Consider the following 24,034-nt stretch of genomic DNA (forward strand, 5'->3'; position numbering starts at 1 on the left):
GCCACATGCCCATGAGCGCGCGCATCATGACACGCCTCCCACCGCATGGTGGGAGGCGTTGGCGTCTAGGCTCCTGGTTCGAGTCGAACGCCCGCAGGAAGAATCGCGGGGCGTGCCTATACTGTTTCTGAGCTCCGGCGTAGCGCTGCCTGCGTTACGCTGGTGCGGCCATCCATGCTTCGAAGGCGCTCAGGGACGGGACTACCATGACAAACAAAGCACAGGGCACCGCCTACGGTGCCTGGCTGCTGCTCGCTATTTCGATCATTGCACTGATCCTTGCGGCAGTCGCCACGTTCAACGAAGGCAATGGCATTGCCTACACCCCGGGCACCTACCTGGTGCTGATTTCCACCGCGCTGATGCTGGTCGGGTCGCTGCTGCTGACCTTCGCCCGCGGCATGCCCCGCTGGCTGGGCGGACTCATTGCCTTCCTGCTCCTGCTCGACCTGCTGGGTACGGGCCTGGCGGCCTATCTGTTGCAGGCCGAGTGGCTGCTCGTCTCCATCGGGATCGGGCTCGTTGCCTGGCTCGTTCATGCGATTGCCGACCCCGCTACGGGCAAGCGCGACCGCACCATGACGCTGCGCCAGGAGGCCGCCTCATGAACCGTAATGACGCCATCACCCTGGTCGTCTCGCTGCTGCTGGCGGGCTCCGTCGGCAATGCACTGGCACAGGAGGACACGTCTACCGATGAGGAAGGCGGCCAGCCACAGGGCATCTCCGAAACCCAGGGCGACGAGTCCGAGCAGGACGCCAGCAGCGATGAACCGCAAGCGGACGAGGAAGACTCCGAGGCGTCCTCGGTCACGCCGACCGGCCCCGGCGGGCGCGTCGACACCGGGCCTGCGGGAGAAGCCCCCAGCGGCGGCGGCGAGACCTCTATGCCCCAACCGGGGGCGGATGCCTGGATGGAGTCGCCGGATAGCTGGGCGACCTTCAACGGCGACCTGCGCGCCCAGAAGTACTCGCCCGCCGACCAGATCACGCCGGAAAACGTCGGCGAACTCGAGCAGGCCTGGGAGTACCATACCGGCGACGTCTCGGATGGCAGCGACGATATCCCGATGTCGGTCTGGTCGGCCACGCCGCTGTTCGTCAACGACACGCTATACCTGGGTACGCCCTTCTATCGCATCATCGCCCTGGACCCGGGCAACGGCCAAGAAAAGTGGACCTTCGACCCCGACGCCCGCCTGGAAGCCCTGACCCAGCCCATGATGAAGAGTCGCGGCGTCGCCTACTGGGAAGCCGACGAACCCCAGGCGGGCGAGGCCTGCCAGAAGATCGTCTATATCGGCACCATGGACGCCAAGCTCTATGGCGTCGATGCCGACACCGGCGAGCGTTGTGCCGCTTTCGGCGACAACGGCATGCTCGACGTCAACCAGTGGAATACCATCAACGACAAGTGGCCGCTGTCCCTGCTGCAGCCCCCCACCGTGTATAACGATACGCTGTTCCTCGGTTGGGCCGGCAAGGACTGGACGGACGCCGTGGCGCCCCCGGGAACGGTCTTTGCGCTCGACGCGCGCACCGGCGAGCGCCGCTGGACCTTCCATGCGTTACCCGAGGAAGTCGTCGATAGAACCGGCACGGCCAACGTCTGGGCGTCGATGTCACTAGACCCCGAAAGCGGGCTTCTCTACATTCCGGTCAGTTCACCGAGCCCCAACTACTACGGCGGCGAGCGCACCGAGGAGTTGCCCCTGGCCACCTCGGTGACGGCGCTCAACACCGACACCGGCGAGGTGGTGTGGAGCCGGCAGCTCGTGCATCACGACATCTGGGACTATGACACCGTGGCGCCCCCCACCCTGGTCGACATCCAAAAGGATGGCGAGAGCGTGCCTGCCCTGGTGCAGCCGTCCAAGCAGGGTTTCCTGTTCGTGCTGAACCGTCAGACGGGCGAGCCCGTTTACCCGATCGAGGAGCGCGAGGTTCCGGCCTCGGACGTCGAGGGCGAGGAAGCCGCCCCGACGCAGCCCTTCGTCGACGTCCCCGAGCCGGTCATTCCCGACGACTGGCCGGGTATCTCCCGGCTCGCCGACATGGTGGGACTGGGCGAGTGCAGCCGCAAGGCCAAGGGCCTGCGTTACGAGGGGCGCTTCACGCCGCCGAGCCTCGAGGGCACGCTCACCTATCCGCCCACCACGGGGGGCTCCCAATGGGGCGGCGGCGCCGTCGACCCGGAAAAGGGCGTGTTCGTGATCAACTCCAACAGCGTGGTGCAGATCTATCGCCTCATCCCGCGTGACGAGTTCGAACAGCTGGGACAATCGGGAGAAACGGGCGGCTATTACGCCCAGGGCGATACGGCCTACGGCTTCCATCTCGAGACGTTCCTCAACTGGGCCGGCATGCCGTGCTGGAAACCACCCTACGGCACCATCGCCGCCTACGATCTCAATACCGGGGAACGACTATGGAACGAGCCGTTCGGCCAGGTGCAAAAGCACGGCTTCTACATGCCAGAGTCGTGGGGCTCGGTGACCATCGGCGCACCGGTGATTACCCGCTCGGGGCTGATCTTCATCGGCGCCTCCATGGATTCGCGCGTGCGTGCGCTCGACCTGGAGAGTGGCGAGGTGTTGTGGAAACACCTGGTGGAAGCCCCTGCCGTCTCGATGCCGGCGGTCTATACCTACGAGGGCAGGCAGTACGTCACCTTCGCAGTGGGCGGCAACTCCATCCTGCTGCCCAAGGTCAGCGACCAGGTGGTTTCTTTCGCGCTGCCCGATTGATACTCGAGCCGGCGACAGGCCGCAAAACAGAAGGGCGCCTTGCGGCGCCCTTCAATCTGTTACCGGCCGCCTAGGCGGCAGGGCTCCAGCCTGGCATTACGATTTCTTCTTGCCTCCCTTGCCGGCTTCGTCCTGAGGGGGCGGTTCGGCCGGTTGTGGCAGCGAGGGCAGTGACTTGTCGAGCAGCTCGACGCTCTGCCGATAGTAGAGCTGGCTCTTGTTGTGCTCGCCCAGGTTGGCGAAAAGCCGCGCCAGCTCCGCACAGACCACGCCGCTGGGACGCTGCCGCTGACTCGTCTCGAAATACTCCTGTGCCTTGCCCCAGTAGGCATTGCGGAGCGCAAGACGACCCAGGGTGAGGAGCAGGTCCGGATCATTGGGGCGCTCCTGCAGCCACTTCTCGGCATGCACCAACTGACGCGCCGGGTCCACGTTGAGCAGGCCGTAGCGCAGCACCAGGCGGCTGTCCCAATGCTCCTTGAGCGAGTGGCGCAGCAGGCGCTCGGCGATGCCTTCCTCATTGCCGCGCACCAGCGCCTCGGTGTAGAGCACCACCAGCTCGACGTTGTTGCGCAGCGGGTCCGGCATGTCGGCCCACAGGCTGCGTACCCGCTCCACGTTGCCCGGGTCGCGGGCCTCGTGAATCAGCAGCTCCTTGTAGGCGCGCAGCTCAAGCTGCTGACGTTCCTGGGGGGAGATCAGCTGCCGCGAAGCGAGCCGGGGCATCAGGCGACGCAACCCCTCCCAGTCGCTGACGCTCAGGTAGGCCTGCTTGAGCTGCTTGAGCACCTGCGGATGGTTGGGCAGCTGTCGATCCAGTCGGGTCAGGATCGCCAGCGCCTCCTCGTACTGCTGGCGGTCCAGCATCAGCTGCACCTGCATCAGGCCAACCGCGGTGTCGGATCCGTCGGTGCTGAGATGGGCCCGCTTCAACAATGTGTCCGCCTGTTCATAGCGGCCCTGGTAGTGGGCAGCCAGCGCGGCTGACAGGTAGTTGACCAGCGGCGTGCCGGAGTCGTCGGCGGCCTTCACCAGCGATTTCTCGGCTCGCTTCCAGCGTCCTTCGGCCAGGGCCACCAACCCTTGCACGGTCCGCCTCATGGCGTTGCGGTGACGGTTCCGGCTGTTCCACACCTTCAGCCGGCTGACCGGATGACTCATGCGCATCAGCAGCCGCAGCACAAAATGAAGCACCAGGAAGAGCGCCAGCAGCAGTATCAAACCGAACCAGAAGGAGGTCTGGTAGGAGGTGTCACCGACCCGCACCAGCCAGTAGCCGGGCACCGAGACCATCAACTGGCCGAACAGTGCCCCCAGCGCCAGCCCCAGGAGTACGATCAGGAGCAGTTTTCTCATGCGTCATCTCCCCGCTCGCCACGCGAACCGAATCGACGCTCGATGAACTGGGCCAGCGCCTGCTGGGAGCCGCTGATATCGGGCAGCTCGGGGCGAATGGTCTCTCCCTTGAGCGCTGTCAGGCGCTCGATGACGGCCTGGACTTCGCTGCGCTCTGTGTCGTAATAGCTTTCGATCAGCGTCAACGCCTTGTCGAGGCTGGCTTCGTAGAGTTCCTGTTCCTCCTGCAGCAGGGCCAGCTGGGCCTGCTCCAGTATCAGGCGGGCGCTCTGGCGCAGGTAGGACTCCTGTTCGGGGGTGACCAGGGCCTCCAGCGCTTCGTCATGATGACGAATCACCACCAGGTCCTTGAGCTCCTGGCCGAAGCGCGAGAGTTGATCCTGCCAGCCACCGGCAGGGGCTTCCTGCATGCCGGAACGGGCCGGGATCTCCTCCAGCTCACGGGAGAGCGGTAGCTGTGCCAGGCGCTCCTGCTGGGCGTTCAGCGCCAGATAGAGCCCGGAGCGGTCGACCTGAGGGACGCTGTCCAGCACCGACAGCTCCGAGGCAATGGCACGGCGAACGGAGAGCAGCGCCGGGTTGTCGGCTTCGTTCAGGCGGTCGTCGGCGGTTCGCAGCAGGGCCGCCGCGCCTTCAACGTCGCGCTCCAGCTGAAGGCGCTGATTGGCCAGGCGCAGCAGGTAGGCGGCTTCGGCATGCAGCCACTCGCGCTCGTCGGGCTCCTGCTCGCGGGAGAGCTCGTCGAGAACCTGGTCCAATGCGGAATCGACCTCACTGCGATAGCTGGCAAATTCGCTGCGCATCGCTTCGACGGCATCGGTGCTTTCGCCCTCGGCTGTCTCCAGGCGGCTCTCCACACGGCTTTCCAGCTCGGCGAACTCGTCGGCCGAGGCCGCGGTGCCGGCGCGCTCCTCGAGCTCAGCCAGCCGCTGCTGCTGGCTGTCCATGCGCTCCCAGGCCTTCCAGGCGAACAGCCCCGCGCCGATACCGAGGAAAAGCACCAGCACCAGGGCCAGGGTGCCCTTGCCCCCACCGTTGCGGCCGCCCCTGGTGTTGCCAGTGGCCGGCGGCGTGCCCGGGCTCGCCCCGGAAGCGGCCGTCCCCGGCATGGCCTCGCCAGGCCTGTCGCTCGTACTGCCGGCCGAGGCCTTGCCACCGGCAGGCTTGTCGTCCGGTTTGTCATCTGGCTTGCCGAGGGTCGGCTTGGCATCGGGCTTGGCCTTGTCGGTGCTCGTGGCGCTCCCGGCAGACGATCCGGCCGGCTTGTCGCCGGCACCGGCAACCTTGGCGTCACCGCTATCCGCTGGCTTGGCTGGCGGTGTCTCGGGCGACGACGCCGCCCCGCCTGTCGATGCCGAACGATCCGGTGGCGCAGTGGCCGGCTTGTCGCCGCCACCCCCAGGCTGCGACGATTTGCCGCGGTTCTTCGAGCGCTGTTTTTCTGCGGAGCCGCCGGCATTGCCGGTGGAGTCGGCCTCACGGCGACTGCCGTCCTGGGCCTCACCGGAAGGCGACTTCTGTTCGTCCTGCTCGTTAGTCTGCTTGCTCATCTGTCGCTAGCCCTTTTCGAGATCGTCGTGATCGACATCGGCATCCTCCAGGTCACAGGTCTCAGCCACGGCAGCGGCCAAGGCAGCCGGTGTGGCACCTGATGCCACCACAGGAGTACAAAACCCCAAGTCGTTGGCCAGTGTAGCTAAACGGCGACTGGACACGATTAGCGGTTGGTTCAAGGTGGTCTCGTTACACCATCTTGCCAGATGTTCCAGCATTTCTCCGCTGCTGATCACCAGGGCACGGTAATCGCCCTTGGCGAGCCTGGCCTGCATGGCGGGTGCAGGAGGGTGGAGACGGCGCCGATAGAGGGAGAGGCGAGTCACCCGGCCGCCCCGGGCGGCCAGGGTGTCGGCCAGCAGCGTACGGCCACCCTCGCCGGCCACCAGCAGGATTCGCTGCCCCTGGAGGTCGCGCAGCGATGCCAGCTGCAGCAACGCTTCACTGGTATCCTCGCCGGCCCGCACCGGCGGCACGTGCACCCGCACGCCAAGCCGGTCGTGCAGTGTTTCTGCCGTGGCCGCACCCACCGCATACCAGGCCGTTCCCAGAGGGAGAGCTGGCCAGTAGCGATCGAGCGCCTCGTAGAGGCAGTCGGCGGCAAAGGGACTCACCACCACCACCTTGTGGAAATGGTCGAAATCGAGCCAGGCGCTGCGTAGCGCCGGCGTTTCCGGCACCGGCTCCAGCGTCATGACGTCGAGATTGACCACCGGCAGGCCGAGGGCCTCGATGGCCCCGGCCAGGGCCCGGGAGCGCTCCCCCGGGCGGCAGATCAATACCGGCCGAGTGGCAGGCATCAGCCGCCGTACACCTGCGCCAGGATCTCGCCTGCGCCCCGCTCGAGCAACTCTTCGGCCACCCGGATACCCAGCGCCTCGGGCTCGTGGATGGAGCCGCGCCCCTCGGCACGCAGCACCTCGGTGCCTTCGGGGTTGCCCACCAGCGCGCGCAGCCACAGGGTTTCACCGTCGTTCTCGAAGGCGGCGTAGCCGCCGATCGGCACCTGGCAGCCCCCCTCCAGGCGCGTGTTCATGGCGCGCTCGGCGCGCACCCGAGTGGCGGTGATGGGGTCGTCCAGCGGGGCCAGCAGGCTGACCAGTTCGGGGTCGTGGATGCGACACTCGATGCCCAGCGCGCCCTGGCCACAGGCCGGCAGGCATACCTCCGGCGGCAGCTCCTGGGTGATGCGCGCCTCGAGACCCAGCCGCTTGAGGCCCGAGGTCGCCAGCAGGATGGCATCGAAGTCGCCGGCATCGAGCTTGCCCAGGCGGGTCTGGACGTTGCCGCGCAGGTTGAGAATTTCCAGGTCGGGACGCGCCTCGCGCATCTGCAGACCGCGCCGCAGGCTGGCCGTGCCGATGCGCGCACCCTGGGGCAGTTCGTCCAGGGAGGCGTAGTGGTTGGAGACGAAGGCGTCGGTAGGCTCGGCGCCGGCCAGGATCACCGACAGCCCGAGCCCCTCCGGAAAGTGCATGGGCACGTCCTTCATCGAATGCACGGCGATATCGGCCCGACCGTCGAGCAGGGCCTCCTCCAGCTCCTTGACGAACAGCCCCTTGCCGCCGATCTTGGCCAGCGGCGTGTCGAGGATCTTGTCGCCACGGGTCGACATCGCCACCAGCTCCACCTCCAACCCGGGATGCTGGGCCATGAGCAGGTCGCGAATGTGTTCGGCCTGCCACATGGCCAGTTGGCTCTTGCGGGTCGCAATGCGCAGCGTATTGATGGATCGCACGTGGTTCTCCCCATGCAGCGGGCCCTGGCGGGCCTTGTTCTGCTGTTGGCGCCGCAGACAGTCGCGGCCAATGATAGTCACTGCCCGTCATCATAAAGCACCTGGCGGTACAGGAAAAACTGCTGTCATGTCGCACGGCTGCGCCAATGGCGCCCCTCGCCACTTTCGCCCACTCTGGTACACTGCAAAACCATGATCCGGGGCCGCCGCGCGCAGCCCCCTCCGTGAATACATAGCACGCACCAAGCAGGATGCCCACGCCGATGAGCCCTCGTTCCACAACCCCTGGCACCAACCAGTCCTGGGGCGGTCGCTTCAGCGAACCCACCGACGCCTTCGTCGAGCGCTTCACCGCCTCGGTCACGTTCGACCAGCGCCTTGCCCTGCAGGACATCCAGGGCTCCGTCGCCCATGCCACCATGCTGGCCCGGGTCGGCGTCTTGACCGACGAGGAGCGCGACGCCATCGTCACCGGCCTGGGTGAAATCCGCGCCGAGATCGAGCGCGGCGAGTTCCAGTGGTCGGTGAAGCTCGAAGACGTACACATGAACATTGAGGCACGGCTCACCGACAAGATCGGCATCACCGGCAAGAAGCTCCATACCGGCCGCTCGCGCAACGACCAGGTGGCCACCGACATCCGCCTGTTCCTGCGCGACGAGATCGACGTGGTGGAGGCCGAGCTGATCCGGCTGCGCGAGGGCCTGATCGCGCTGGCCGACCGCGAGGCCGACACCATCATGCCCGGCTTCACCCACCTGCAGACCGCCCAGCCGGTGACCTTCGGGCACCACCTGCTGGCCTGGCAGGAGATGCTGGCCCGGGATCACGAGCGGCTGCTGGACTGCCGCAAGCGCGTCAACGTGTTGCCGCTGGGCGCCGCGGCGCTGGCCGGCACCACCTATCCCATCGATCGCCATGTCACCGCCGAGCTGCTGGGCTTCGAACGCCCCGCCGAGAACTCGCTGGACGCCGTGAGCGACCGCGACTTCGCCATCGAATTCACCGCCTTCGCCAGCATCCTGCTGATGCACCTCTCGCGCATGAGCGAGGAACTGGTGCTGTGGACCAGCGCCCAGTTCGACTTCATCGACCTGCCCGACCGCTTCTGCACCGGCAGCTCGATCATGCCGCAGAAGAAGAATCCCGACGTGCCCGAGCTGGTGCGCGGCAAGACCGGTCGCGTCTATGGTCACCTGATCGGCCTGCTGACGCTGATGAAGTCGCAGCCGCTGGCCTACAACAAGGACAACCAGGAGGACAAGGAGCCGCTGTTCGATACCCTCGATACGGTGCGCGACTGCCTCAAGGCCTTCGCCGACATGGCGCCGGCCATCACGCCGCGCAAGGCGAGCATGTATGAGGCCGCCCGCCGCGGCTTCTCCACCGCCACGGACCTGGCCGACTACCTGGTGCGCCGCGGCGTGGCCTTCCGTGACGCCCACGAGATCGTCGGCCAATCGGTGGCCTTCGGCCTGCGTGAAGGGCGGGACCTGTCCGAGATGACCCTCGAGGAGCTGCGCCAGTTCTCCGACACCATCGACGAGGACGTCTTCGAGGTGCTGACCCTGGAGGGCTCGGTGGCGGCGCGCAACCATATCGGCGGCACCGCGCCGGACCAGGTGCGAGCCGCCGCCCAGCGGGCCCGCGACGCCCTGGCCGCACTCGCCTCCCACGGTCGCCAGGACGGCCGGACATGAGGCGCCGACTGGCCCTGGCCGCACTGCTGGCCGCACTGCTGCTGGCAGGCTGCGGCCAGAAAGGGCCGCTCTACCTGCCGGACGACGAGCAGGCCGCCGAGCGTTTCGGCAGCCCGGCCCCTTCCGATGCGGCAAATTCCGAAGACGAGAGCTGAACATGGACCACTTCGAATATCGCGACGGCGTGCTCTACGGTGAGGAAGTCCCGCTTTCACGGGTAGCCGACGAGGTCGGCACCCCCTGCTACGTCTACTCCAAGGCGACCCTGGCGCGACACTTCCGCGCCTATACCGAGGCGCTGGGCAGCCATCCGCACCTGATCTGCTATGCGGTGAAGGCCAACTCCAACTTGGCGGTGCTGGGCCTGCTGGCCCGCCTCGGTGCCGGTTTCGACATTGTCTCCCTGGGCGAGCTGGAGCGTGTACTGGCGGCCGGCGGCGACCCCGCCAAGGTGGTCTTCTCCGGCGTGGCCAAGCAGGAAGCCGAGATGGCGCGGGCGCTGGACGTGGGCATCAAGTGCTTCAACGTGGAGTCGCGGCCGGAACTCGAGCGCCTCAGCGCCGTGGCCGAACGGCTGGGCAAGGTGGCCCCGGTGTCGCTGCGGGTCAACCCGGACGTCGACGCCGGCACCCACCCCTATATCTCCACCGGCCTGAAGGGCAACAAGTTCGGCATTCCGGTGGAAGAGGCGCTCGCGGTCTACGAACTGGCCAGCACCCTGCCCGGCATCGAGATCGTCGGCCTGGACTGTCATATCGGTTCGCAGCTCACCGAGCTCGCCCCCTTCCTCGATGCCCTGGACCGCCTGCTACTGCTGCTGGAGCGCCTACGCGAGCGCGGCATCACGGTGCAGCACCTGGACCTGGGTGGCGGCCTCGGCGTGCCCTACCGTGACGAACGCCCACCCCAGCCCTTCGACTATGCGGCCTCGCTGCTGGAGCGCCTGGCGCAGTGGCCCCATGGCGCGAATCTGACCCTGCTGTTCGAGCCGGGCCGTTCGATCGCCGCCAACGCCGGCGTGCTGCTGACCCGGGTGGAGTACCTCAAGCACGGCGAGACCAAGAACTTCGCCATCATCGATGCCGGCATGAACGACCTGATCCGCCCATCCCTCTACCAGGCGTGGCAGGCGATCATTCCGGTGGATGCGCGTCACCCCCGGGACAGCGCCCTCTACGACGTGGTGGGCCCGGTGTGCGAGACCAGCGACTTCCTGGGCAAGGATCGCGAACTCGCTATCGCAGCGGGCGACCTGCTGGCAGTACGCTCGGCCGGCGCCTACGGCTTCACCATGGCGTCGAACTACAACAGCCGCCCGCGCCCCGCTGAGGTCATGGTGGATGGCGACAGCTACCATATCGTACGGCGACGCGAGTCGATCGAGGACCTGTGGGCCGGCGAGTCGCTGCTGCCCGACGCCGCGTCCGGGGAGACACGCTGATGCTGCTCCACTTCACCAAGATGCATGGCCTCGGCAACGACTTCATGGTCATCGACCTGGTAACCCAGCGCGCCCGGCTGCGCGACGAGCAGGTTCGCCAGCTGGCCGATCGCCGTTTCGGCATCGGCTTCGACCAGTTGCTGGTCGTCGAGCCGCCGCGAGACCCGGACATGGACTTCCGCTACCGCATCTTCAATGCCGACGGCAGTGAAGTGGAGAACTGCGGCAACGGGGCGCGCTGCTTCGCCCGCTTCGTGCGCGACCAGCGCCTGACCCACAAGCACGAGATCCATGTGGAAACCAGCGGCGGTCCCCTGACCCTGCTGGTCGAGGACGACGGCCAGGTGACGGTGGACATGGGCGTCCCGCGCTTCGCCCCCCAGGCGCTGCCCTTCGAGGCCGACGAGGACCGGCTGCGCCATGGGCTGGATGTGGAAGGGGAGCGCGTCGAGTTGGGTGTGGTTTCCATGGGCAACCCCCATGCGGTACTGCGGGTCGACGACGTCGAGCGGGCGCCCGTCGAGCGCCTCGGCCCCGCCATCGAACATCATCCGCGCTTTCCACGCCGGGTCAATGTAGGCTTCATGGAGGTCGTGTCGCCCCACGAGATCCGCCTCAGGGTTCATGAGCGCGGCAGTGGGGAAACGCTGGCTTGTGGCACCGGCGCTTGCGCCGCGGTGGCCTGCGGCATTCGCCAGGGGCTGCTGGAGAGTCCGGTCACCGTGCACCTGCGTGGCGGCGACCTGCGCATCGAGTGGCCGGCCGAGGAGGCCCCGCTGCGCATGACCGGCCCCGCCGAGCGCGTCTTCGACGGGCGCGTCGCCCTGGCTTGACCGGCCTGAAGCCCATCACCCCGAAGGAGCACCCGCATGACCCGAGCCGCCCCTGAACCGCGCAAGACCCTGGATCCCGATCGGGTAGCAGAATGGCTGGCACGCCATCCGGACTTCTTCGTCGGCCGCGAAGGGCTGCTGCAGCAGCTCAAGGTGCCGCACCCCGAGGCCCAGGGCACCACCTCGCTGCTGGAGCGCCTGGTCTACGACCTGCGCAGGCGTGCCGAGCAGGCCGAATGGCGCCTGGAGCAGCTGCTGGAGTCGGCGCGTCACAACGAGGCCCAGTTCCGCCGCACCCGCGAGCTGGTCCTGGCGCTGCTGGAAGCCGAGGATGCCGACGCCCTGGGCCAGGCCCTGTCCACCCAGATGGCCGAACGATTCCAGATTCCGGCGGTGGCGCTGTGGTGCCCGGCGGAGCTCACCGACCATGAGCCGATGCCTCCCCAGGCCCCGCGCCAGGTACTCGACGACCATGCCGGCGTTCGCCTGGCCGCCCTGCTCGACGGCCGTGCCAGCCGCTGCACGCGGTTGACGCAGACTGACTGGAGTCGGCTGCTGCCCCACGTCCAGGCACCCCGCCAGGCCGGCTCCTGCGCCCTGGCACGCCTGACCCTGGGGGAGCCAATGGGATACCTGGTCCTGGCCAGCCCCGACCCGGACCATTTTCGCGCCAGCATGGATACCCTGTTCACCGAGTACCTCGGGGACGTGCTGGCTCGGCTGCTGATGCGCCTGAGCCCTGCGCCCCATGGCTGAGAACGCCCTGCGCCGCCAGCTCGACGAGTGCCTGAGCGCGCTGGCGCGCACCGCGAGCCCCGCCACCGTGACGGCGTATCGCCAGGACCTGGCCGCCCTGGCTGCGTTCCTGGAGGCACAGGGCATCGAGGACGGCGCCGAGCTGAAGGTCGGCACGGTCCGTCGCTTCCTCGGGGCCGAACGCAGCCGCGGGCTGGCGCCACGCAGCCTGGCCCGGCGCCGTGCGGCCGCCTCTCACTTCGCCAACTTCCTGCGCCACGCCGGCCTGCTGGGCCACAACCCGGTCGAGCTGGTGCCGACGCCGCGCCAGCCCGGCCACCTGCCCAAGCCGCTGGACGTGGACCAGCTGGCCCACCTGCTCGACACCCCACACGACGGCTCACCGCTGGCGACCCGCGACCAGGCGATGCTGGAGCTGTTCTACTCCAGCGGGCTGCGCCTGGCCGAGCTAGCTGGGCTCGACCTGGGCGACCTGGAGCCGCGCCGGGTCCGGGTGATGGGCAAGGGCAGCAAGCCGCGCCAGGTGCCGGTAGGCGGCAGCGCAAGGCAGGCGCTCGAGTGCTGGTTGAGCCTGCGCCCCGCGCTGGCCGCCCCGGGGGAAGCGGCGCTCTTCGTCGGCTCGCGAGGGGGCCGGCTGGGGCATCGCGCCATCCAGAAACGCCTGGCGGAACTGGCCCGGCATCGCGGTCTGCCGGAGCATCTTCACCCGCACCGGCTGCGCCACTCCTTCGCCAGCCACCTGCTCGAATCGAGCCAGGACCTGCGTGCCGTCCAGGAACTGCTGGGGCATGCCAACCTTTCAACGACCCAGGTCTACACCAAGCTCGACTGGCAGCACCTGGCCGCCACCTACGACGCGGCGCATCCCCGCGCGCGTCGACGCCCTGCCAATCCGTCCGGAGAGTGACCGAGATGCGCGCAACGATCCGGCTCCAGGCCTTGACCTTCGACCTCGACGACACCCTGTGGGACAACCACCAGGTGATGGTCGAGACCGAGACCGGGCACTACGCCTGGCTCGACGAGGCGCTGGAGGGCTGGCAGCGCAACCGCGGCCAGGCCCCGGCACAACGCTTCGCCGAACGCTTCCCGCTGGAAGCCTTCCTGGACCAACGCCGTGAACTGGCCGCCGCCTACCCGCTGCGCCGCGGGGACTTCACCTGGCTGCGTGAGCAGGCCCTGCAGAGGCTGCTGGTAGCGTATGGGCTGGACGGTGACACCGCCCGGTCGTGGGCCGGTGCTGCCATGGATCGCTTCATGTTATTGCGCCATCGGGTCACGCCGCACCCGGAAGTGGAGTCGCTGCTGACAACGCTCGGCCAGCACTACCGGCTCGCCAGCATCACCAACGGCAACGTGGATATACATCGGCTACCACTCGGCCGCCACTTCCCGGTGGCCATCGCCGCGGGCGAGCTTTTCGCTCCCAAGCCGGATGCTCGCCCCTTCCTGGCCGCCCTGGCTCGGCTCGGCACATCGCCCGCCCAAACCCTCCATGTGGGCGACTCCTGGCGCGAGGACGTCGAACCGGCTCGCCGCCTGGGCATGCAGGTCGCCTGGATCTCGCCGCATATCGATGACATGCCACTGCCCGCCGGCATCCACCGGCTGAATCACGTGCGGGAACTGCCCGAGCTGCTGCGTACTCTAGGAGCCTGCCGGGCTTAACACTGATCAACCGCGAATCGTGACGACCGGCTAAACCCGACAGGCTCCTGGCCGGGCCGGGGCAAGGCTGTTAACGTACCGTCACGAGGACTCGGGACCGGCCAACCAGCCATCGAGTCGCCGGCTGACCTCGTCGACACCTTCGCGCTTGAGCGAAGAGAAGAGCTGGATGCTGACCAGGTCCTCCCACTCGCGAAGGCGGGTTCGCACCTGCTGAAGCGCGCTCTTGGCGGCACCGGACTTCAGCTTGTCCGACTTGGTCAGCAGGATATGAACCGGCATCTCCTGTTCATCGGCCCAGCCCAGCAGGGTCTGGTCGAACTCGGTGAGCGGATGGCGAACGTCCATGACCAGCACCACGCCCTTCAGCGACCGGCGTGCGCGCAGGTACTCCGCCAGGTGGCGCTGCCACTCGCGCTTGACCTCCTCGGGCACCTTGGCATAGCCGTAGCCGGGCAGGTCGACCAGCCGTCGCGTGGTGTCGTCGCCCAGCGAGAAGAGGTTGATCAGCTGCGTGCGCCCCGGGGTGCGCGAGGTTCTCGCCAGGGCCTTCTGCCGAGTCAACGTATTGATGGCGCTGGATTTTCCCGCATTTGAACGGCCGGCAAAGGCGACCTCGGCGCCTTCATCGGGCGGACAATGAGCGAGGGTCGGCGCACTGGTCATGAAACGCGCGGTCTGGTAGTTGAATTGGGCCATGGCGTCGAGGTCCTGCCGAAAGGAGTAGATGTATCCCGTCGCCGGGGGCTTGACCTGCATTCCCGAGACGGGCTTGATTCGTTATAATGCAGCGTCTTTTTCTCTGCGACCTGGGCGCGCTAGTGTACCACCGCGCTCTTGCCCTCAGCGACCGGCGCAACCGGCGCTCGGACAGCAGGGCGAACCCGGCCTGGAACCTGCCAGGCCCGGTGGCGCTCAGGATGCGTACCGGTAAACAACACAACGGCATAGTGAAACTGCGATGAGAAAGTTACTGGCAAGCCTGGCACTGACCATGGGCGCCGTTGGCGCCGCCCACGCGGACCTGGAAGCGGATGCCGATGCGGCAGCCGGACGCGAGCTGGCGCAGCCCTGCGCCGCCTGTCATGGAGAAAGTGGCATCAGCCCCTCCGGCGCCTTCCCGCACCTGGCCGGCCAGCAGATGAGCTACACGGCCAAGCAGATCATGGATATCCGTGACGGTGAGCGGCTGGTGCCGGAGATGGTCGGCCAGGTGGACGACTTCTCCGATCAGGACGCCTGGGACGTGGCCGCCTTCTATGCCGAACAGGATGCCAACATCGGTCAGGCCGACCCCGACGAAGAGCTGATCGCCCGCGGCCAGGAGCTCTATCGCGCTGGCGATATGACCAAGGGCATCCCGGCATGTACCGCCTGTCATGGACCTGCCGGCGATGGCATCCACACGGCCATCTATCCGGGGCTTTCCGGTCAGCACGCGGAGTACACCATCGCCACCCTGCAGGACTTCGCCTCGGGCGAGCGAGCCAATGACCCCGGCAACATGATGGGTGATATCGCCGCCAAGATGAGTGACGACGACATGGCCGCCGTGGCCAACTACATCCTCGGCCTGCACTGATTCCGGCATCGGCGCGGCCCGGCTCATCGACCGATCCAGGAAGGCGGCCCATGGCCGCCTTCGCTGTTTCGGGCCATATCGGAACCCTGGCCCCTCCCAGGGCTCAAAGTCACGAGCGTAACCGGCGCTGACACGCCATTCGCCAGGCGAATACGGTATTTTCAAGGAGTGACAACGCAATGTCCCAGTCTTCCCGCTTCATCCAGACCGCAGTGATGGCCCTGGCCGGCCTCGGCCTGTCGACGCTGGCCTCGGCCGCCACCCTGGTGGAGGGCCAACACTACGAGGTGCTGCCCGAGCGCGTCGAGACCCGTGTCGCCGACGACCAGATCGAAGTCACCGAGGCGTTCTGGTACGGCTGCCCGCACTGCTACAACCTGCAGAGTTCCGTCGGGGCCTGGTACGAGACCCTCGGCGACGACGTCAGCATCGTCCATCTGCCGGCCACCATGGGCGGCGACTGGAACACCCATGCAGCGGTCTTCTATGCCGCCGAAGAACTGGGAATTCGCGAGGAGGCGCATGCCGACATCTTCGACGCCATCCACCAGAATGGCCAGAAGATGACCGATCCCGACAGCATTGCCGCCTTCTTCAGCGACTACGGGGTCAGTGAGGACGAGGCTCTCGAGGCGCTGGACGCCTTTGCCGTCAAGTCCCAGGTCAACCAGGCCCATGCCCGCATGCGAGCCATGCGCCTGATGGGCGTTCCGGCACTGGTCGTGGATGGCCGCTACCTGGTGACGCCCAGCAGCGCCGGTAGCCTGGACAATATGCCCCAGATCGCCGATGCCCTGGTCGAGAAGGTTCGCCAGGAACGAGAAGAATAAACCGTGTCGAAAGAGATGTCCCGACTGGCCGACGCGAAGACACCGCCACTCGATGGCGGTCATCTGAAGCTCCTCACCTTCAACATGCAGGTGGGGATTCAGACGTCGGCCTATCATCACTACCTGACACGCAGCTGGCAGCATCTGCTGCCGCACCCCAAGCGCATGAACCGTCTCAGCATGGTCAGCGAGGTGCTGGGGCGCTTCGATATCGTGGGGCTGCAGGAAGTCGACGGGGGCAGCTTTCGTTCAAGCCATGTGAACCAGGTCGAGTACCTGGCCACCCATGGCGGCTTTCCCCATCACTACCAACAGCTGAACCGTAACCTGGGGCGCTTCGCCCAGCATAGCAACGGGCTGCTTTCGCGCCTCGCCCCCACGCAGGTCGAAGAGCATCGACTGCCCGGCACGCTGCCCGGCCGAGGCGCCATCCATGCCCGCTACGGGGATGGTCCGGATGCACTTCACCTGTTCGTCGCCCACCTGGCCCTGAGCCATCGCGGTCGGGTTCGCCAGCTCGACTACCTCAGCGAGATCATCCAGCCGCTTCGTCATGTGGTGGTGATGGGCGACCTCAACTGCACCCCGGCGCAGCTGCACAGCCACTCCCGCTTCTGCGCCTCGCTGCCGCTGCACCCGGTGCGCCCGATGCTCAGCTACCCTTCCTGGCAGCCGCGTCGCGCCCTGGACCACATCTTGATCTCCAACTCGCTGGAGGCTCGCGACGTGCGCGTGCTCGACCATCTCTTCTCCGATCACCTGCCGATCGCCGTGGACCTGGCGCTCCCCGAGGCCTGCCGAACTATTCTCAGCGACCTGCTCAAGCACCAGACCCGCTGGCACTCGGCCTGACCCTGTCACCTGTCGTTGAGACACGGGGATGACGCATCACGCCGAATCGGCGATGATGCGTCCCCTATCCGTTTCAACAACGAGAGACCCCCATGCCAACCGCGAACCGTGATCCGGTCCTGCTCGCATGGCTCGACGGCTTTACCGAGGTCGTGGGCCGCTTCATCGCCTGGCTGGTGATCGTCATGATGCTGGTGCAGTTTGCCATCGTGGTGATGCGCTACGCCCTGGGCATCCACAGCGTCGTGATGCAGGAGTCGGTCATGTACATGCACGCCATGGTCTTCATGCTGGGCGCCGCCTGGACCCTGCGCGACGATGGCCATGTGCGTGTCGACATCTTCTATCGCAAGCTGTCAAACCGTGGCCGTGCCTGGATCGACCTGCTGGGAACGCTGTTCCTGCTGTTCCCGGTGGTGCTCTTCATTGGCATCGGCAGTTACGGCTACGTCCGAAGCAGCTGGGCCATCCTCGAGCGCTCGCCGGACGCTGGCATCCCCGGCGTCTTTCTGCTCAAGTCGCTGATCCTGGTAATGGTCGCCCTGCTGCTGATCCAGGGCGTTGCCCAGGTGATCCGGCAGGTGCTGATACTGCGCGGCAAGGCGACGGGCAATACCCCCGACCACGGGGAGGTGCTCTGACGTGGAATTCCTGCTTGATTTCATGCCGCTGATTCTCTTTTTCACCGTCTGCCTGGTGCTGATGCTGGGCTATCCCGTAGCCCTGGCGCTGGCCGGTACCGCCCTGATGTTTACCGGCCTCGGCATGCTGCTGCAGAACATGGGGGTGCCGGTTCACTTCGAGTCGCGCATGCTGGGTGCCATGCCCAACCGGCTCTACGGCATCATGACCAACTCCACCCTTCTGGCGGTGCCGCTGTTCGTGCTGATGGGCGTGCTGCTGGAGAAGTCGAAGATCGCCGAAACCCTGCTCGACGCCATGGCGCTGCTGTTCGGTACGCTGCGCGGGGGACTCGGGATTTCAGTGATTCTGGTGGGCATGCTGATGGCCGCCTCCACCGGCATCGTCGGTGCCACCGTGGTCACCATGGGCCTGCTGTCGCTGCCCACCATGCTCAAGCGCGGCTATTCGCCCTCGCTTGCCACCGGCACCATCTGCGCCACCGGCACGCTGGGCCAGATCATCCCCCCGTCCATCGCCCTGGTGCTGTTGGGTGACGTGCTCTCCAACGCCTATCAGCGGGCCCAGCTGGCCATGGGCGTGTGGAGCCCCAAGACGGTATCGGTGGGCGACCTGTTCGTTGGCGCGCTGATCCCCGGCCTGCTGCTGGTGGTGGCCTATATCGTCTACCTGACGATAACGGCCTGGGTGAAACCCGAAACCGCCCCCGCCGCCGACCGTCAATCACTGATGGATGAACTGGGACACCGCGGCAGTGTCTGGCCCCTGTTGATCAAGGGACTGATCCCCCCGGTGCTGTTGATCGTCGCGGTACTGGGCTCGATACTCGGCGGCTTCGCCACGCCCACCGAAGCGTCGGCGGTGGGTGCCATGGGCGCCTTCCTGCTGGCCCTGGTCAATCGCCGCCTGAACCTGGCGATGCTGCGCGAGGTGGTACGGACCACCGCCCAGGTGACCAGCATGGTCTTCCTGATCCTGATCGGGGCGGCGCTCTTCTCGCTGGTATTCCGCGCCTATGGCGGCGAGGAGTTGGTAACCGGGCTGTTCGAGGCAATGCCCGGCGGCGTGGTGGGGGCCACCCTGATTGTGATGCTGGTGATCTTCCTGCTGGGCTTCATTCTCGACTTCATCGAGATCACCTTCGTGGTGGTGCCGATCGTCGGGCCGGTACTGCTGATGATGGGCCTCGATCCGATCTGGCTCGGCATCATGATCGCGGTGAACCTGCAGACCTCGTTCCTGACGCCGCCGTTCGGCTTCGCCCTGTTCTACCTGCGCGGGGTCACGCCCCAGTCGGTGCCGACGTCGGCGATCTACCGCGGTGTGATCCCCTTCATCCTGATTCAGCTAGCCATGCTGGTGGCGCTGGCCCTGTTCCCGGGCCTGGCCACCTGGCTGCCTTCGATACTGTAGCGGCAAGGTTGCGGCAAACTGACCTGGGTTTACTGACAAAGAGGCGCCAACCAGGCCTGCGCCAGGTAAAGCACCACGGCATAGCGGGTCCCCTTGGCCAGGGTGATCAGCAGTATGGCCCGCCACCAGGGCAGCCGGAAGACGCCGGCCAGTACGGTGAGTGGGTCGCCGATCACCGGCGCCCAGGAGATCAGCAGGCTCCATTCGCCGAAACGGTGATACCAGCCCTCGGCCCGGGCCAGGCCCTGGGGCGACGCGGGAAACCAGCGCCGGTCCTGGAAACGGCGCGCATAGCGCCCCATCCAGACGTTGATCAGGCTGCCCAGGGTGTTGCCAGAGGTGGCCACCAGCCACAGCATCATGACAGGCTCGCCTAGGCACCAGAGGCGAGCCAGCCACACCTCGGAGCCACCCGGCAGCAGGGTGGCACTGACCAGTGCCACCACGAACAGGCTCAACATGGCGCCCCCTGACTACCCCAGACCCGCTTGCGAGACGATGACGTCATGACCTCGAACCGCTCCATCCCCAATGTGTTGTCCATTGCCGGCTCCGACCCCAGCGGCGGTGCCGGGATCCAGGCAGACCTCAAGACGTTCTCCGCGCTGGGCGCCTATGGTACCAGCGTCATCACCGCCCTGACCGCCCAGAACACACGCGGCGTGCGCGGTGTGCACCCGGTACCGGAGGACTTCATCCGCCTTCAGCTCGACACCCTGCTCGACGATGTCGCCCTCGATGCGGTCAAGATCGGCATGGTCGCCTCCCGCGAGGTGGCCGAAACGCTGCGCGACGGCCTCGAGGCGAGGCGACCGCACTGGGTGGTGCTGGACCCGGTGATGGTCGCCAAGAGCGGCGATGTCCTGGTCGACGATGTGGGCATCGCCGCGGTGCGCGAGGTGCTGGTACCGCTGGCCGACCTGATCACCCCCAACCTCCCCGAAGCCGCGGTACTGCTGGGCTGCGGTGCGCCCATGACACGTGCCGACATGGAGGCCATGGCTCCGCAACTGGCCGCCCTGGGCGCCGGTGCCGTGCTGCTCAAGGGCGGGCACCTGCAGGGTGAGAGTTGCCCCGACCTGCTGATAACCACTGGCGAGACCCGTTGGCTGGAGGGCTCCCGCATCGCGACCTCGAACCTGCACGGCACCGGCTGCTCGCTCTCGTCGGCCATTGCAGCTCGCCTCGCTCTGGGCGACCCGCTGCCCGAGGCCGTGGCCAATGCCAAGCAGTGGCTGGAAACGGCGCTGACCGAGAGCTCGCGGCTTGATGTGGGCCGTGGCCACGGTCCGGTGCACCACTTTCACCGCTGGTGGTAGCAAACACGCCTTGCGTGCTTGCCGGCTCCCACCCATGCTGAAATCTGTCCCCGTCAGGCCCACCGTCACGGAGAGAGACATCATGACCCAGACGCTGCTGTTTGCCTGCGACCTCTCGGAAGAGAATCGCGCCGCCTACGCACGAGCCATTCGTCTGGCCCATGAGAGTGGCGCGAGGCTCGATGTCATTCATGTACTCGACCCCTACCTGCCGCGCCGGGTGCTCCATGACCTGGAGGAAGCGGTCGTGGCCGACATGCAGGCCATGCTGACGGATATCCGCGAGGACTACGCCCTGCCCGAGCCGCGCACCCTGCTGCAGACGGTGGCCGGGGCCTCCTATGCCGAGATCATCCGCGAGGCCCATGACCGTGAAGTCGACATGATCGTACTCGGCTCCCACCGCAAGCGCGGCCAGCCCGACCTGGTCGCCGGCACCACCCTGGCACGAGTGCTGCGCAGCGCCCCCTGCCCGGTGCTCTCGGTCAGCCAGCCGGCCAACCGCGACTGGCAGGATATCCTCGTCCCGGTGGATTTTTCGCTGGGCAGCCGCCATATCCTGCGCGAGACGCTCAAGCGCTTTCCGGAGGCGCGACTGACGCTGCTGCACGCCTGGGACATTCCCGGCGAGCGGGAGCTGGGATCGGACAAGGAGTATGCCCGCTGGCGCGACCGGGAGGTGGAACGCCTGCGCTGCCAGCTGGAGCGCGAGACCGACCAGCTGATGAGCGAGCTCGACAGCGTGCCGGACCTGGAGCTGGTGCTGGAACAGGGCGATCCCCTGGAAGTGCTGCTGACCCGGCTGCGCCGCCAGCCGCCGGACCTGCTGGCGCTGAGCTGCCGTGGCCAGCTGGGCCGCCATAGCCATATCACCGAGGCGCTGCTCTCCGAGCCACATTGCGACATCATGTTGTGCCGCGCCTGGTAGAGAGGTGCGTGATACCCTTCGGCCAACTCAAGCCAGAGGGAAGCTTGCCGGATGAAAGCCCTGATACAGCGTGTACGGCGCGCCAGCGTAGTGGTCGACCAGCGGACCGTGGGAGCCATCGATCGAGGCCTGCTGGCCCTGGTCGGCGTGGAGAAGGGGGACGACGAGGCCGCTGCCGACAAGCTGTTGCACAAGCTGCTGCATTACCGGGTCTTCGCCGACGAGGCCGACAAGATGAACCTCGACCTGCAGCAGGTCGAGGGCGGCCTGCTGCTGGTCTCCCAGTTCACCCTGGCCGCCGATACCCGCAAGGGGCTGCGCCCCAGCTTCTCCAGCGCCGCGCCGCCGGCCGAGGGCGAGCGGTTGTTCCACTACCTGCTCGAGCGTGCCCAGTCGGCCTGGCCGAAGGTCGCCTGCGGTGAGTTCGCCGCCAACATGCAGGTGGAGCTGGTCAATGACGGGCCGGTGACGTTTCTGCTGGAGAGCTGAAGCAGCGCCGCCGAAACGAGCGGCGCCGGGGGCAGGCCGAAGAGGAGGTCATTTGCCATGGATGGCAAATGTAGCGCCCAGGGATGGGTTCACAGCGCCTCATCGACGGTCCGGCGCCCCGGGGCCTGACGCCGGATCAGCCGCGGGCCACCCAGACACGGCTCGCTCTGCTGACGGTCGGTGACATAGCCGGTGAGTCAGGCCCCGCTCTCCTGCAGCTCCGCCTCCATCGCTTCCAGCTCCTCCTCGGCGGCCAGCCACTCTGCTTCAAGGGCATCGAGCCGCGACTTCAGCTCGCCCTGGCGCGCCAGCCGCTCGGTGAGCTCGGCCTTGCGCGCCGGGTCGGTGTAGAGCTCGGCATCGCCCAGCACTTCCTCCACCGTGGCGAGCTCGCCCTGGACCTTCTCCATGGCCTGCTCGGCGCGGTCGCGCGCCTTCTTCAGCGGACGTAGCTTCTCGCGCAACTCGGCGGCGGCGCGTCGGGCCGCCTTGCGATCCTCTTTCGGTGCGGCGCTCTCCGCCTGTCGCTCGGCCTTGTCGGCCCGCGCGTCACGCCGCACGCCCTCCAGGCGCGCCTTGAGCCAGGCGCGGTAATCCTCCAGGTCACCGTCGAAGGGCTCGACCCGGTGGTCCGCCACGCACCAGAATTCATCCACGGTGGCCCGCAGCAGGTGGCGGTCGTGGGAAACGATGATCACCGTGCCCTCGAAGGAGGCCAGGGCTTCGGTCAGCGCCTCGCGCATCTCCAGGTCGAGGTGGTTGGTCGGCTCATCGAGCAGCAGCAGGTTGGGCTTCTGCCAGGCCACCAGCGACAGCGCCAGACGCGCCTTCTCGCCACCGGAGAAGCTTCCCACCTCGGCGAAGACGGTATCACCGTGGAAGCCGAAGCCACCGAGGAAGTTGCGGATCGCCTGGTCGCTTGCCGTGGGCGAGAGTCGCAGCACATGCTGGAACGGCGTGGAGGTCAGGTCCAGGCTCTCGAGCTGATGCTGGGCAAAGTAGCCGATGGCCAGGTGCTCACCCGGGATGCGCTTGCCGGCCAGCAGCGGCAGGTCGCCTGTCAGCGACTTGATCAGCGTCGACTTGCCGGCTCCGTTGGGGCCCAGCAGGCCGATTCGCTGTCCCGGCAGCAGGCTCACCTTCACCCCGTCGAGCTGCACCCTCTCCCCTCCTGGCTCGCTGCCCGACTCGTCCCGATAGCCGAGCCGGGCCTCATCGAGTACCAGCAGCGGATGCGAGGTCTTGTCGGAGGAGGGAATGCTGAAGTGAAAGGGTGAATCGGCATGGGCGACGGCGATGTCGCCCATACGCTCGAGCATCTTCAGGCGGCTCTGGGCCTGGCGCGCCTTGGTGGCCTGAGCCCGGAAGCGGGCCACAAAGCGCTCGATCTCCGCGCGGCGGGCCTGCTGCTTGGCGGCTTCGGCCTGCTGCAGCGCCAGCTTCTCGGCTCGGGTACGCTCGAAGGTGGAGTAGTTTCCACGGTAGAGCACCAGGGAGCAGCGGTCGAAGTGCACGATATGGTCGCAGACGGCATCGAGGAAGTCCCGGTCGTGGGAAATCAGCAGCAGCGTTCCGGGGTAGCGCGTCAGCCACTGCTCGAGCCACAGCAGCGCGTCCAGGTCCAGGTGGTTGGTGGGCTCGTCGAGGAGCAGCAGGTCCGACGGCATGAAGAGCGTGCGCGCCAGGTTGACGCGCATCCGCCAGCCGCCGGAGAAATCCGATAGCGGGCGCTCGAGGTCGGCCTGGGCAAAGCCCAGGCCGATCAGCAGCTGGGCGGCGCGGGCCGGGGCACTGTAGCCGTCGAGGGCCTCGATGGCACCGTGCAGTTCGGCTTCTCGATGGGCCTCGCCCTGCTCTTGCGCCCGCGCCAGGGCCGCTTCGGTCTGGCGCAGCTCCCGGTCGCCATCGAGCACATAGTCGACGATGGGACGCGTGAGCGCCGCCACATCCTGGGCCATGTGGGCGATGCGCTGCCCGCCGCTCATCTCGACTTCGCCCCTGTCCGGTGCGAGGCTGCCCAGCAGCAGGCTGAACAGGCTCGACTTGCCGGCACCGTTGGGCCCGACGATCCCGGCTTTGTGGCCGGCGTGCAGGGTCAGCTCTGCCCCCTCGAGCAGGGTCTGGGTGCCGCGTTGCAGGGTGACCTGGCGCAGTGCAATCATGCAGACTCCAATTAGGGAAACACTG

Annotated in this window: 23 protein-coding genes and 1 pseudogene; 17 read left to right on the forward strand and 7 right to left on the reverse strand. The window is 67.0% G+C overall.

Features of this window, described 5'->3' with window-relative positions:
• Positions 1–206 precede the first annotated feature (206 nt).
• Together DU505_RS05760 and DU505_RS05765 are read left to right on the forward strand one after the other, a co-directional pair.
• On the forward strand, positions 207–608 hold the full coding sequence (locus DU505_RS05760) for a hypothetical protein (RefSeq protein ID WP_114478044.1): 402 nt from the start codon (positions 207–209) through the stop codon (positions 606–608).
• A complete protein-coding gene (locus tag DU505_RS05765) occupies positions 605–2,746 on the forward strand; it encodes an outer membrane protein assembly factor BamB family protein (protein WP_114478045.1) in 2,142 nt (713 codons plus the stop codon). Before DU505_RS05760 ends, DU505_RS05765 begins: the two co-directional genes overlap by 4 nt.
• Positions 2,747–2,842: 96 nt before the next feature.
• On the opposite strand, the gene DU505_RS05770 is transcribed toward DU505_RS05765, so the two are convergent.
• The 4 genes from DU505_RS05770 to hemC are packed head-to-tail and all read right to left on the reverse strand — an operon-like array spanning position 2,843 to position 7,394.
• A complete protein-coding gene (locus tag DU505_RS05770) occupies positions 2,843–4,102 on the reverse strand; it encodes a heme biosynthesis HemY N-terminal domain-containing protein (protein WP_114478046.1) in 1,260 nt (419 codons plus the stop codon).
• On the reverse strand, positions 4,099–5,652 hold the full coding sequence (locus tag DU505_RS05775; RefSeq protein ID WP_114478047.1) for a uroporphyrinogen-III C-methyltransferase: 1,554 nt from the start codon (positions 5,650–5,652) through the stop codon (positions 4,099–4,101). The genes DU505_RS05770 and DU505_RS05775 overlap by 4 nt, the downstream gene beginning before the upstream one ends.
• A 6-nt stretch (positions 5,653–5,658) precedes the next feature.
• Complete coding sequence (locus DU505_RS05780) at positions 5,659–6,456, reverse strand: uroporphyrinogen-III synthase (protein ID WP_114478048.1); 798 nt, start codon at positions 6,454–6,456, stop codon at positions 5,659–5,661.
• Positions 6,456–7,394 carry a hydroxymethylbilane synthase gene (gene hemC / locus DU505_RS05785; protein ID WP_114478266.1) on the reverse strand — a complete coding sequence of 313 codons (939 nt, stop codon included), beginning with the start codon at positions 7,392–7,394 and terminating at the stop codon, positions 6,456–6,458. Before hemC ends, DU505_RS05780 begins: the two co-directional genes overlap by 1 nt.
• A 263-nt stretch (positions 7,395–7,657) precedes the next feature.
• Between hemC and argH the strand changes: the two genes are divergently transcribed.
• The 7 genes and pseudogenes from argH to DU505_RS05820 all read left to right on the forward strand — a co-directional run bounded on the left by argH (position 7,658) and on the right by DU505_RS05820 (position 13,792).
• The gene (gene argH, locus DU505_RS05790) at positions 7,658–9,094 is read left to right on the forward strand and encodes an argininosuccinate lyase (protein ID WP_114478049.1); all 1,437 of its coding nucleotides are present in this window, start codon (positions 7,658–7,660) and stop codon (positions 9,092–9,094) included.
• Positions 9,091–9,204: pseudogene (gene lptM, locus DU505_RS05795) on the forward strand (LPS translocon maturation chaperone LptM); the annotation flags it as partial. The gene argH and the pseudogene lptM, both read left to right, overlap by 4 nt.
• A gap of 47 nt (positions 9,205–9,251) precedes the next feature.
• Entirely contained in the window at positions 9,252–10,535 is a 1,284-nt protein-coding gene (gene lysA / locus DU505_RS05800) for a diaminopimelate decarboxylase (protein WP_114478051.1), read from the forward strand.
• Positions 10,535–11,368 carry a diaminopimelate epimerase gene (gene dapF, locus DU505_RS05805; protein WP_114478052.1) on the forward strand — a complete coding sequence of 278 codons (834 nt, stop codon included), beginning with the start codon at positions 10,535–10,537 and terminating at the stop codon, positions 11,366–11,368. The genes lysA and dapF overlap by 1 nt, the downstream gene beginning before the upstream one ends.
• 36 nt (positions 11,369–11,404) lie before the next feature.
• Entirely contained in the window at positions 11,405–12,124 is a 720-nt protein-coding gene (locus DU505_RS05810) for a DUF484 family protein (RefSeq protein ID WP_114478053.1), read from the forward strand.
• On the forward strand, positions 12,117–13,031 hold the full coding sequence (locus tag DU505_RS05815) for a tyrosine recombinase XerC (protein WP_114478054.1): 915 nt from the start codon (positions 12,117–12,119) through the stop codon (positions 13,029–13,031). Before DU505_RS05810 ends, DU505_RS05815 begins: the two co-directional genes overlap by 8 nt.
• A 5-nt stretch (positions 13,032–13,036) precedes the next feature.
• Positions 13,037–13,792, forward strand: coding sequence for an HAD family hydrolase (locus DU505_RS05820; protein ID WP_114478055.1), 756 nt, complete (start codon positions 13,037–13,039; stop codon positions 13,790–13,792).
• An 81-nt stretch (positions 13,793–13,873) separates the two neighbouring features.
• Here the strand turns inward: DU505_RS05820 and yihA are convergent, their stop codons facing one another.
• A complete protein-coding gene (yihA, locus tag DU505_RS05825) occupies positions 13,874–14,491 on the reverse strand; it encodes a ribosome biogenesis GTP-binding protein YihA/YsxC (protein ID WP_114478267.1) in 618 nt (205 codons plus the stop codon).
• Positions 14,492–14,753: 262 nt separating this feature from the next.
• Here yihA and DU505_RS05830 point away from each other — a divergent pair, with 262 nt between their 5' ends.
• The 5 genes from DU505_RS05830 to DU505_RS05850 all read left to right on the forward strand — a co-directional run bounded on the left by DU505_RS05830 (position 14,754) and on the right by DU505_RS05850 (position 19,111).
• The gene (locus DU505_RS05830) at positions 14,754–15,374 is read left to right on the forward strand and encodes a c-type cytochrome (protein WP_114478056.1); all 621 of its coding nucleotides are present in this window, start codon (positions 14,754–14,756) and stop codon (positions 15,372–15,374) included.
• Between the two features lie 179 nt (positions 15,375–15,553).
• Positions 15,554–16,204, forward strand: a complete 651-nt coding sequence (locus DU505_RS05835; RefSeq protein ID WP_114478057.1) for a thiol:disulfide interchange protein DsbA/DsbL — start codon at positions 15,554–15,556, stop codon at positions 16,202–16,204.
• 15 nt (positions 16,205–16,219) lie between these two features.
• A complete protein-coding gene (locus tag DU505_RS05840) occupies positions 16,220–17,056 on the forward strand; it encodes an endonuclease/exonuclease/phosphatase family protein (protein WP_114478058.1) in 837 nt (278 codons plus the stop codon).
• Positions 17,057–17,148: 92 nt separating this feature from the next.
• Entirely contained in the window at positions 17,149–17,697 is a 549-nt protein-coding gene (locus tag DU505_RS05845) for a TRAP transporter small permease subunit (RefSeq protein WP_114478059.1), read from the forward strand.
• 10 nt (positions 17,698–17,707) lie between these two features.
• Positions 17,708–19,111: a TRAP transporter large permease gene (locus DU505_RS05850; protein WP_245947797.1), complete on the forward strand. Its 1,404-nt coding sequence runs from the start codon at positions 17,708–17,710 to the stop codon at positions 19,109–19,111.
• Between the two features lie 29 nt (positions 19,112–19,140).
• Here the strand turns inward: DU505_RS05850 and DU505_RS05855 are convergent, their stop codons facing one another.
• Positions 19,141–19,572, reverse strand: coding sequence for a YqaA family protein (locus DU505_RS05855; RefSeq protein ID WP_114478060.1), 432 nt, complete (start codon positions 19,570–19,572; stop codon positions 19,141–19,143).
• Positions 19,573–19,617: 45 nt separating this feature from the next.
• On the opposite strand from DU505_RS05855, the gene thiD reads away from it, so the two are divergent.
• The 3 genes from thiD to dtd all read left to right on the forward strand — a co-directional run bounded on the left by thiD (position 19,618) and on the right by dtd (position 21,847).
• Positions 19,618–20,430, forward strand: coding sequence for a bifunctional hydroxymethylpyrimidine kinase/phosphomethylpyrimidine kinase (gene thiD / locus DU505_RS05860; RefSeq protein WP_114478061.1), 813 nt, complete (start codon positions 19,618–19,620; stop codon positions 20,428–20,430).
• Between the two features lie 82 nt (positions 20,431–20,512).
• Complete coding sequence (locus tag DU505_RS05865; protein WP_114478062.1) at positions 20,513–21,358, forward strand: universal stress protein; 846 nt, start codon at positions 20,513–20,515, stop codon at positions 21,356–21,358.
• Positions 21,359–21,409: 51 nt separating this feature from the next.
• Positions 21,410–21,847 (forward strand): D-aminoacyl-tRNA deacylase, encoded by a 438-nt coding sequence (gene dtd / locus DU505_RS05870; RefSeq protein WP_114478063.1) that lies wholly within the window; start codon positions 21,410–21,412, stop codon positions 21,845–21,847.
• A 197-nt stretch (positions 21,848–22,044) separates the two neighbouring features.
• On the opposite strand, the gene DU505_RS05875 is transcribed toward dtd, so the two are convergent.
• On the reverse strand, positions 22,045–24,009 hold the full coding sequence (locus tag DU505_RS05875; protein ID WP_114478064.1) for an ATP-binding cassette domain-containing protein: 1,965 nt from the start codon (positions 24,007–24,009) through the stop codon (positions 22,045–22,047).
• Positions 24,010–24,034: the final 25 nt, after the last annotated feature.

Origin of the sequence: Billgrantia montanilacus (assembly GCF_003336675.1) — a bacterium.
Lineage (GTDB): Bacteria > Pseudomonadota > Gammaproteobacteria > Pseudomonadales > Halomonadaceae > Halomonas > Halomonas montanilacus.

What these genes read in the sequence shown, in the direction of transcription:
- DU505_RS05760 (WP_114478044.1), top strand. Translation starts at nt 207, where the DNA reads ATGACAAACAAAGCACAGGGCACCGCCTACGGTGCCTGGCTGCTGCTC.
- thiD (WP_114478061.1), top strand. Translation starts at nt 19,618, where the DNA reads ATGACCTCGAACCGCTCCATCCCCAATGTGTTGTCCATTGCCGGCTCC.
- dtd (WP_114478063.1), top strand. Translation starts at nt 21,410, where the DNA reads ATGAAAGCCCTGATACAGCGTGTACGGCGCGCCAGCGTAGTGGTCGAC.
- DU505_RS05770 (WP_114478046.1), bottom strand. Translation starts at nt 4,102, where the DNA reads ATGAGAAAACTGCTCCTGATCGTACTCCTGGGGCTGGCGCTGGGGGCA.
- DU505_RS05775 (WP_114478047.1), bottom strand. Translation starts at nt 5,652, where the DNA reads ATGAGCAAGCAGACTAACGAGCAGGACGAACAGAAGTCGCCTTCCGGT.
- DU505_RS05815 (WP_114478054.1), top strand. Translation starts at nt 12,117, where the DNA reads ATGGCTGAGAACGCCCTGCGCCGCCAGCTCGACGAGTGCCTGAGCGCG.
- dapF (WP_114478052.1), top strand. Translation starts at nt 10,535, where the DNA reads ATGCTGCTCCACTTCACCAAGATGCATGGCCTCGGCAACGACTTCATG.
- argH (WP_114478049.1), top strand. Translation starts at nt 7,658, where the DNA reads ATGAGCCCTCGTTCCACAACCCCTGGCACCAACCAGTCCTGGGGCGGT.
- DU505_RS05855 (WP_114478060.1), bottom strand. Translation starts at nt 19,572, where the DNA reads ATGTTGAGCCTGTTCGTGGTGGCACTGGTCAGTGCCACCCTGCTGCCG.
- DU505_RS05840 (WP_114478058.1), top strand. Translation starts at nt 16,220, where the DNA reads ATGTCCCGACTGGCCGACGCGAAGACACCGCCACTCGATGGCGGTCAT.
- DU505_RS05810 (WP_114478053.1), top strand. Translation starts at nt 11,405, where the DNA reads ATGACCCGAGCCGCCCCTGAACCGCGCAAGACCCTGGATCCCGATCGG.
- DU505_RS05835 (WP_114478057.1), top strand. Translation starts at nt 15,554, where the DNA reads ATGTCCCAGTCTTCCCGCTTCATCCAGACCGCAGTGATGGCCCTGGCC.
- DU505_RS05765 (WP_114478045.1), top strand. Translation starts at nt 605, where the DNA reads ATGAACCGTAATGACGCCATCACCCTGGTCGTCTCGCTGCTGCTGGCG.
- DU505_RS05830 (WP_114478056.1), top strand. Translation starts at nt 14,754, where the DNA reads ATGAGAAAGTTACTGGCAAGCCTGGCACTGACCATGGGCGCCGTTGGC.
- DU505_RS05820 (WP_114478055.1), top strand. Translation starts at nt 13,037, where the DNA reads ATGCGCGCAACGATCCGGCTCCAGGCCTTGACCTTCGACCTCGACGAC.
- DU505_RS05845 (WP_114478059.1), top strand. Translation starts at nt 17,149, where the DNA reads ATGCCAACCGCGAACCGTGATCCGGTCCTGCTCGCATGGCTCGACGGC.
- DU505_RS05875 (WP_114478064.1), bottom strand. Translation starts at nt 24,009, where the DNA reads ATGATTGCACTGCGCCAGGTCACCCTGCAACGCGGCACCCAGACCCTG.
- yihA (WP_114478267.1), bottom strand. Translation starts at nt 14,491, where the DNA reads ATGGCCCAATTCAACTACCAGACCGCGCGTTTCATGACCAGTGCGCCG.
- DU505_RS05780 (WP_114478048.1), bottom strand. Translation starts at nt 6,456, where the DNA reads ATGCCTGCCACTCGGCCGGTATTGATCTGCCGCCCGGGGGAGCGCTCC.
- DU505_RS05865 (WP_114478062.1), top strand. Translation starts at nt 20,513, where the DNA reads ATGACCCAGACGCTGCTGTTTGCCTGCGACCTCTCGGAAGAGAATCGC.
- lysA (WP_114478051.1), top strand. Translation starts at nt 9,252, where the DNA reads ATGGACCACTTCGAATATCGCGACGGCGTGCTCTACGGTGAGGAAGTC.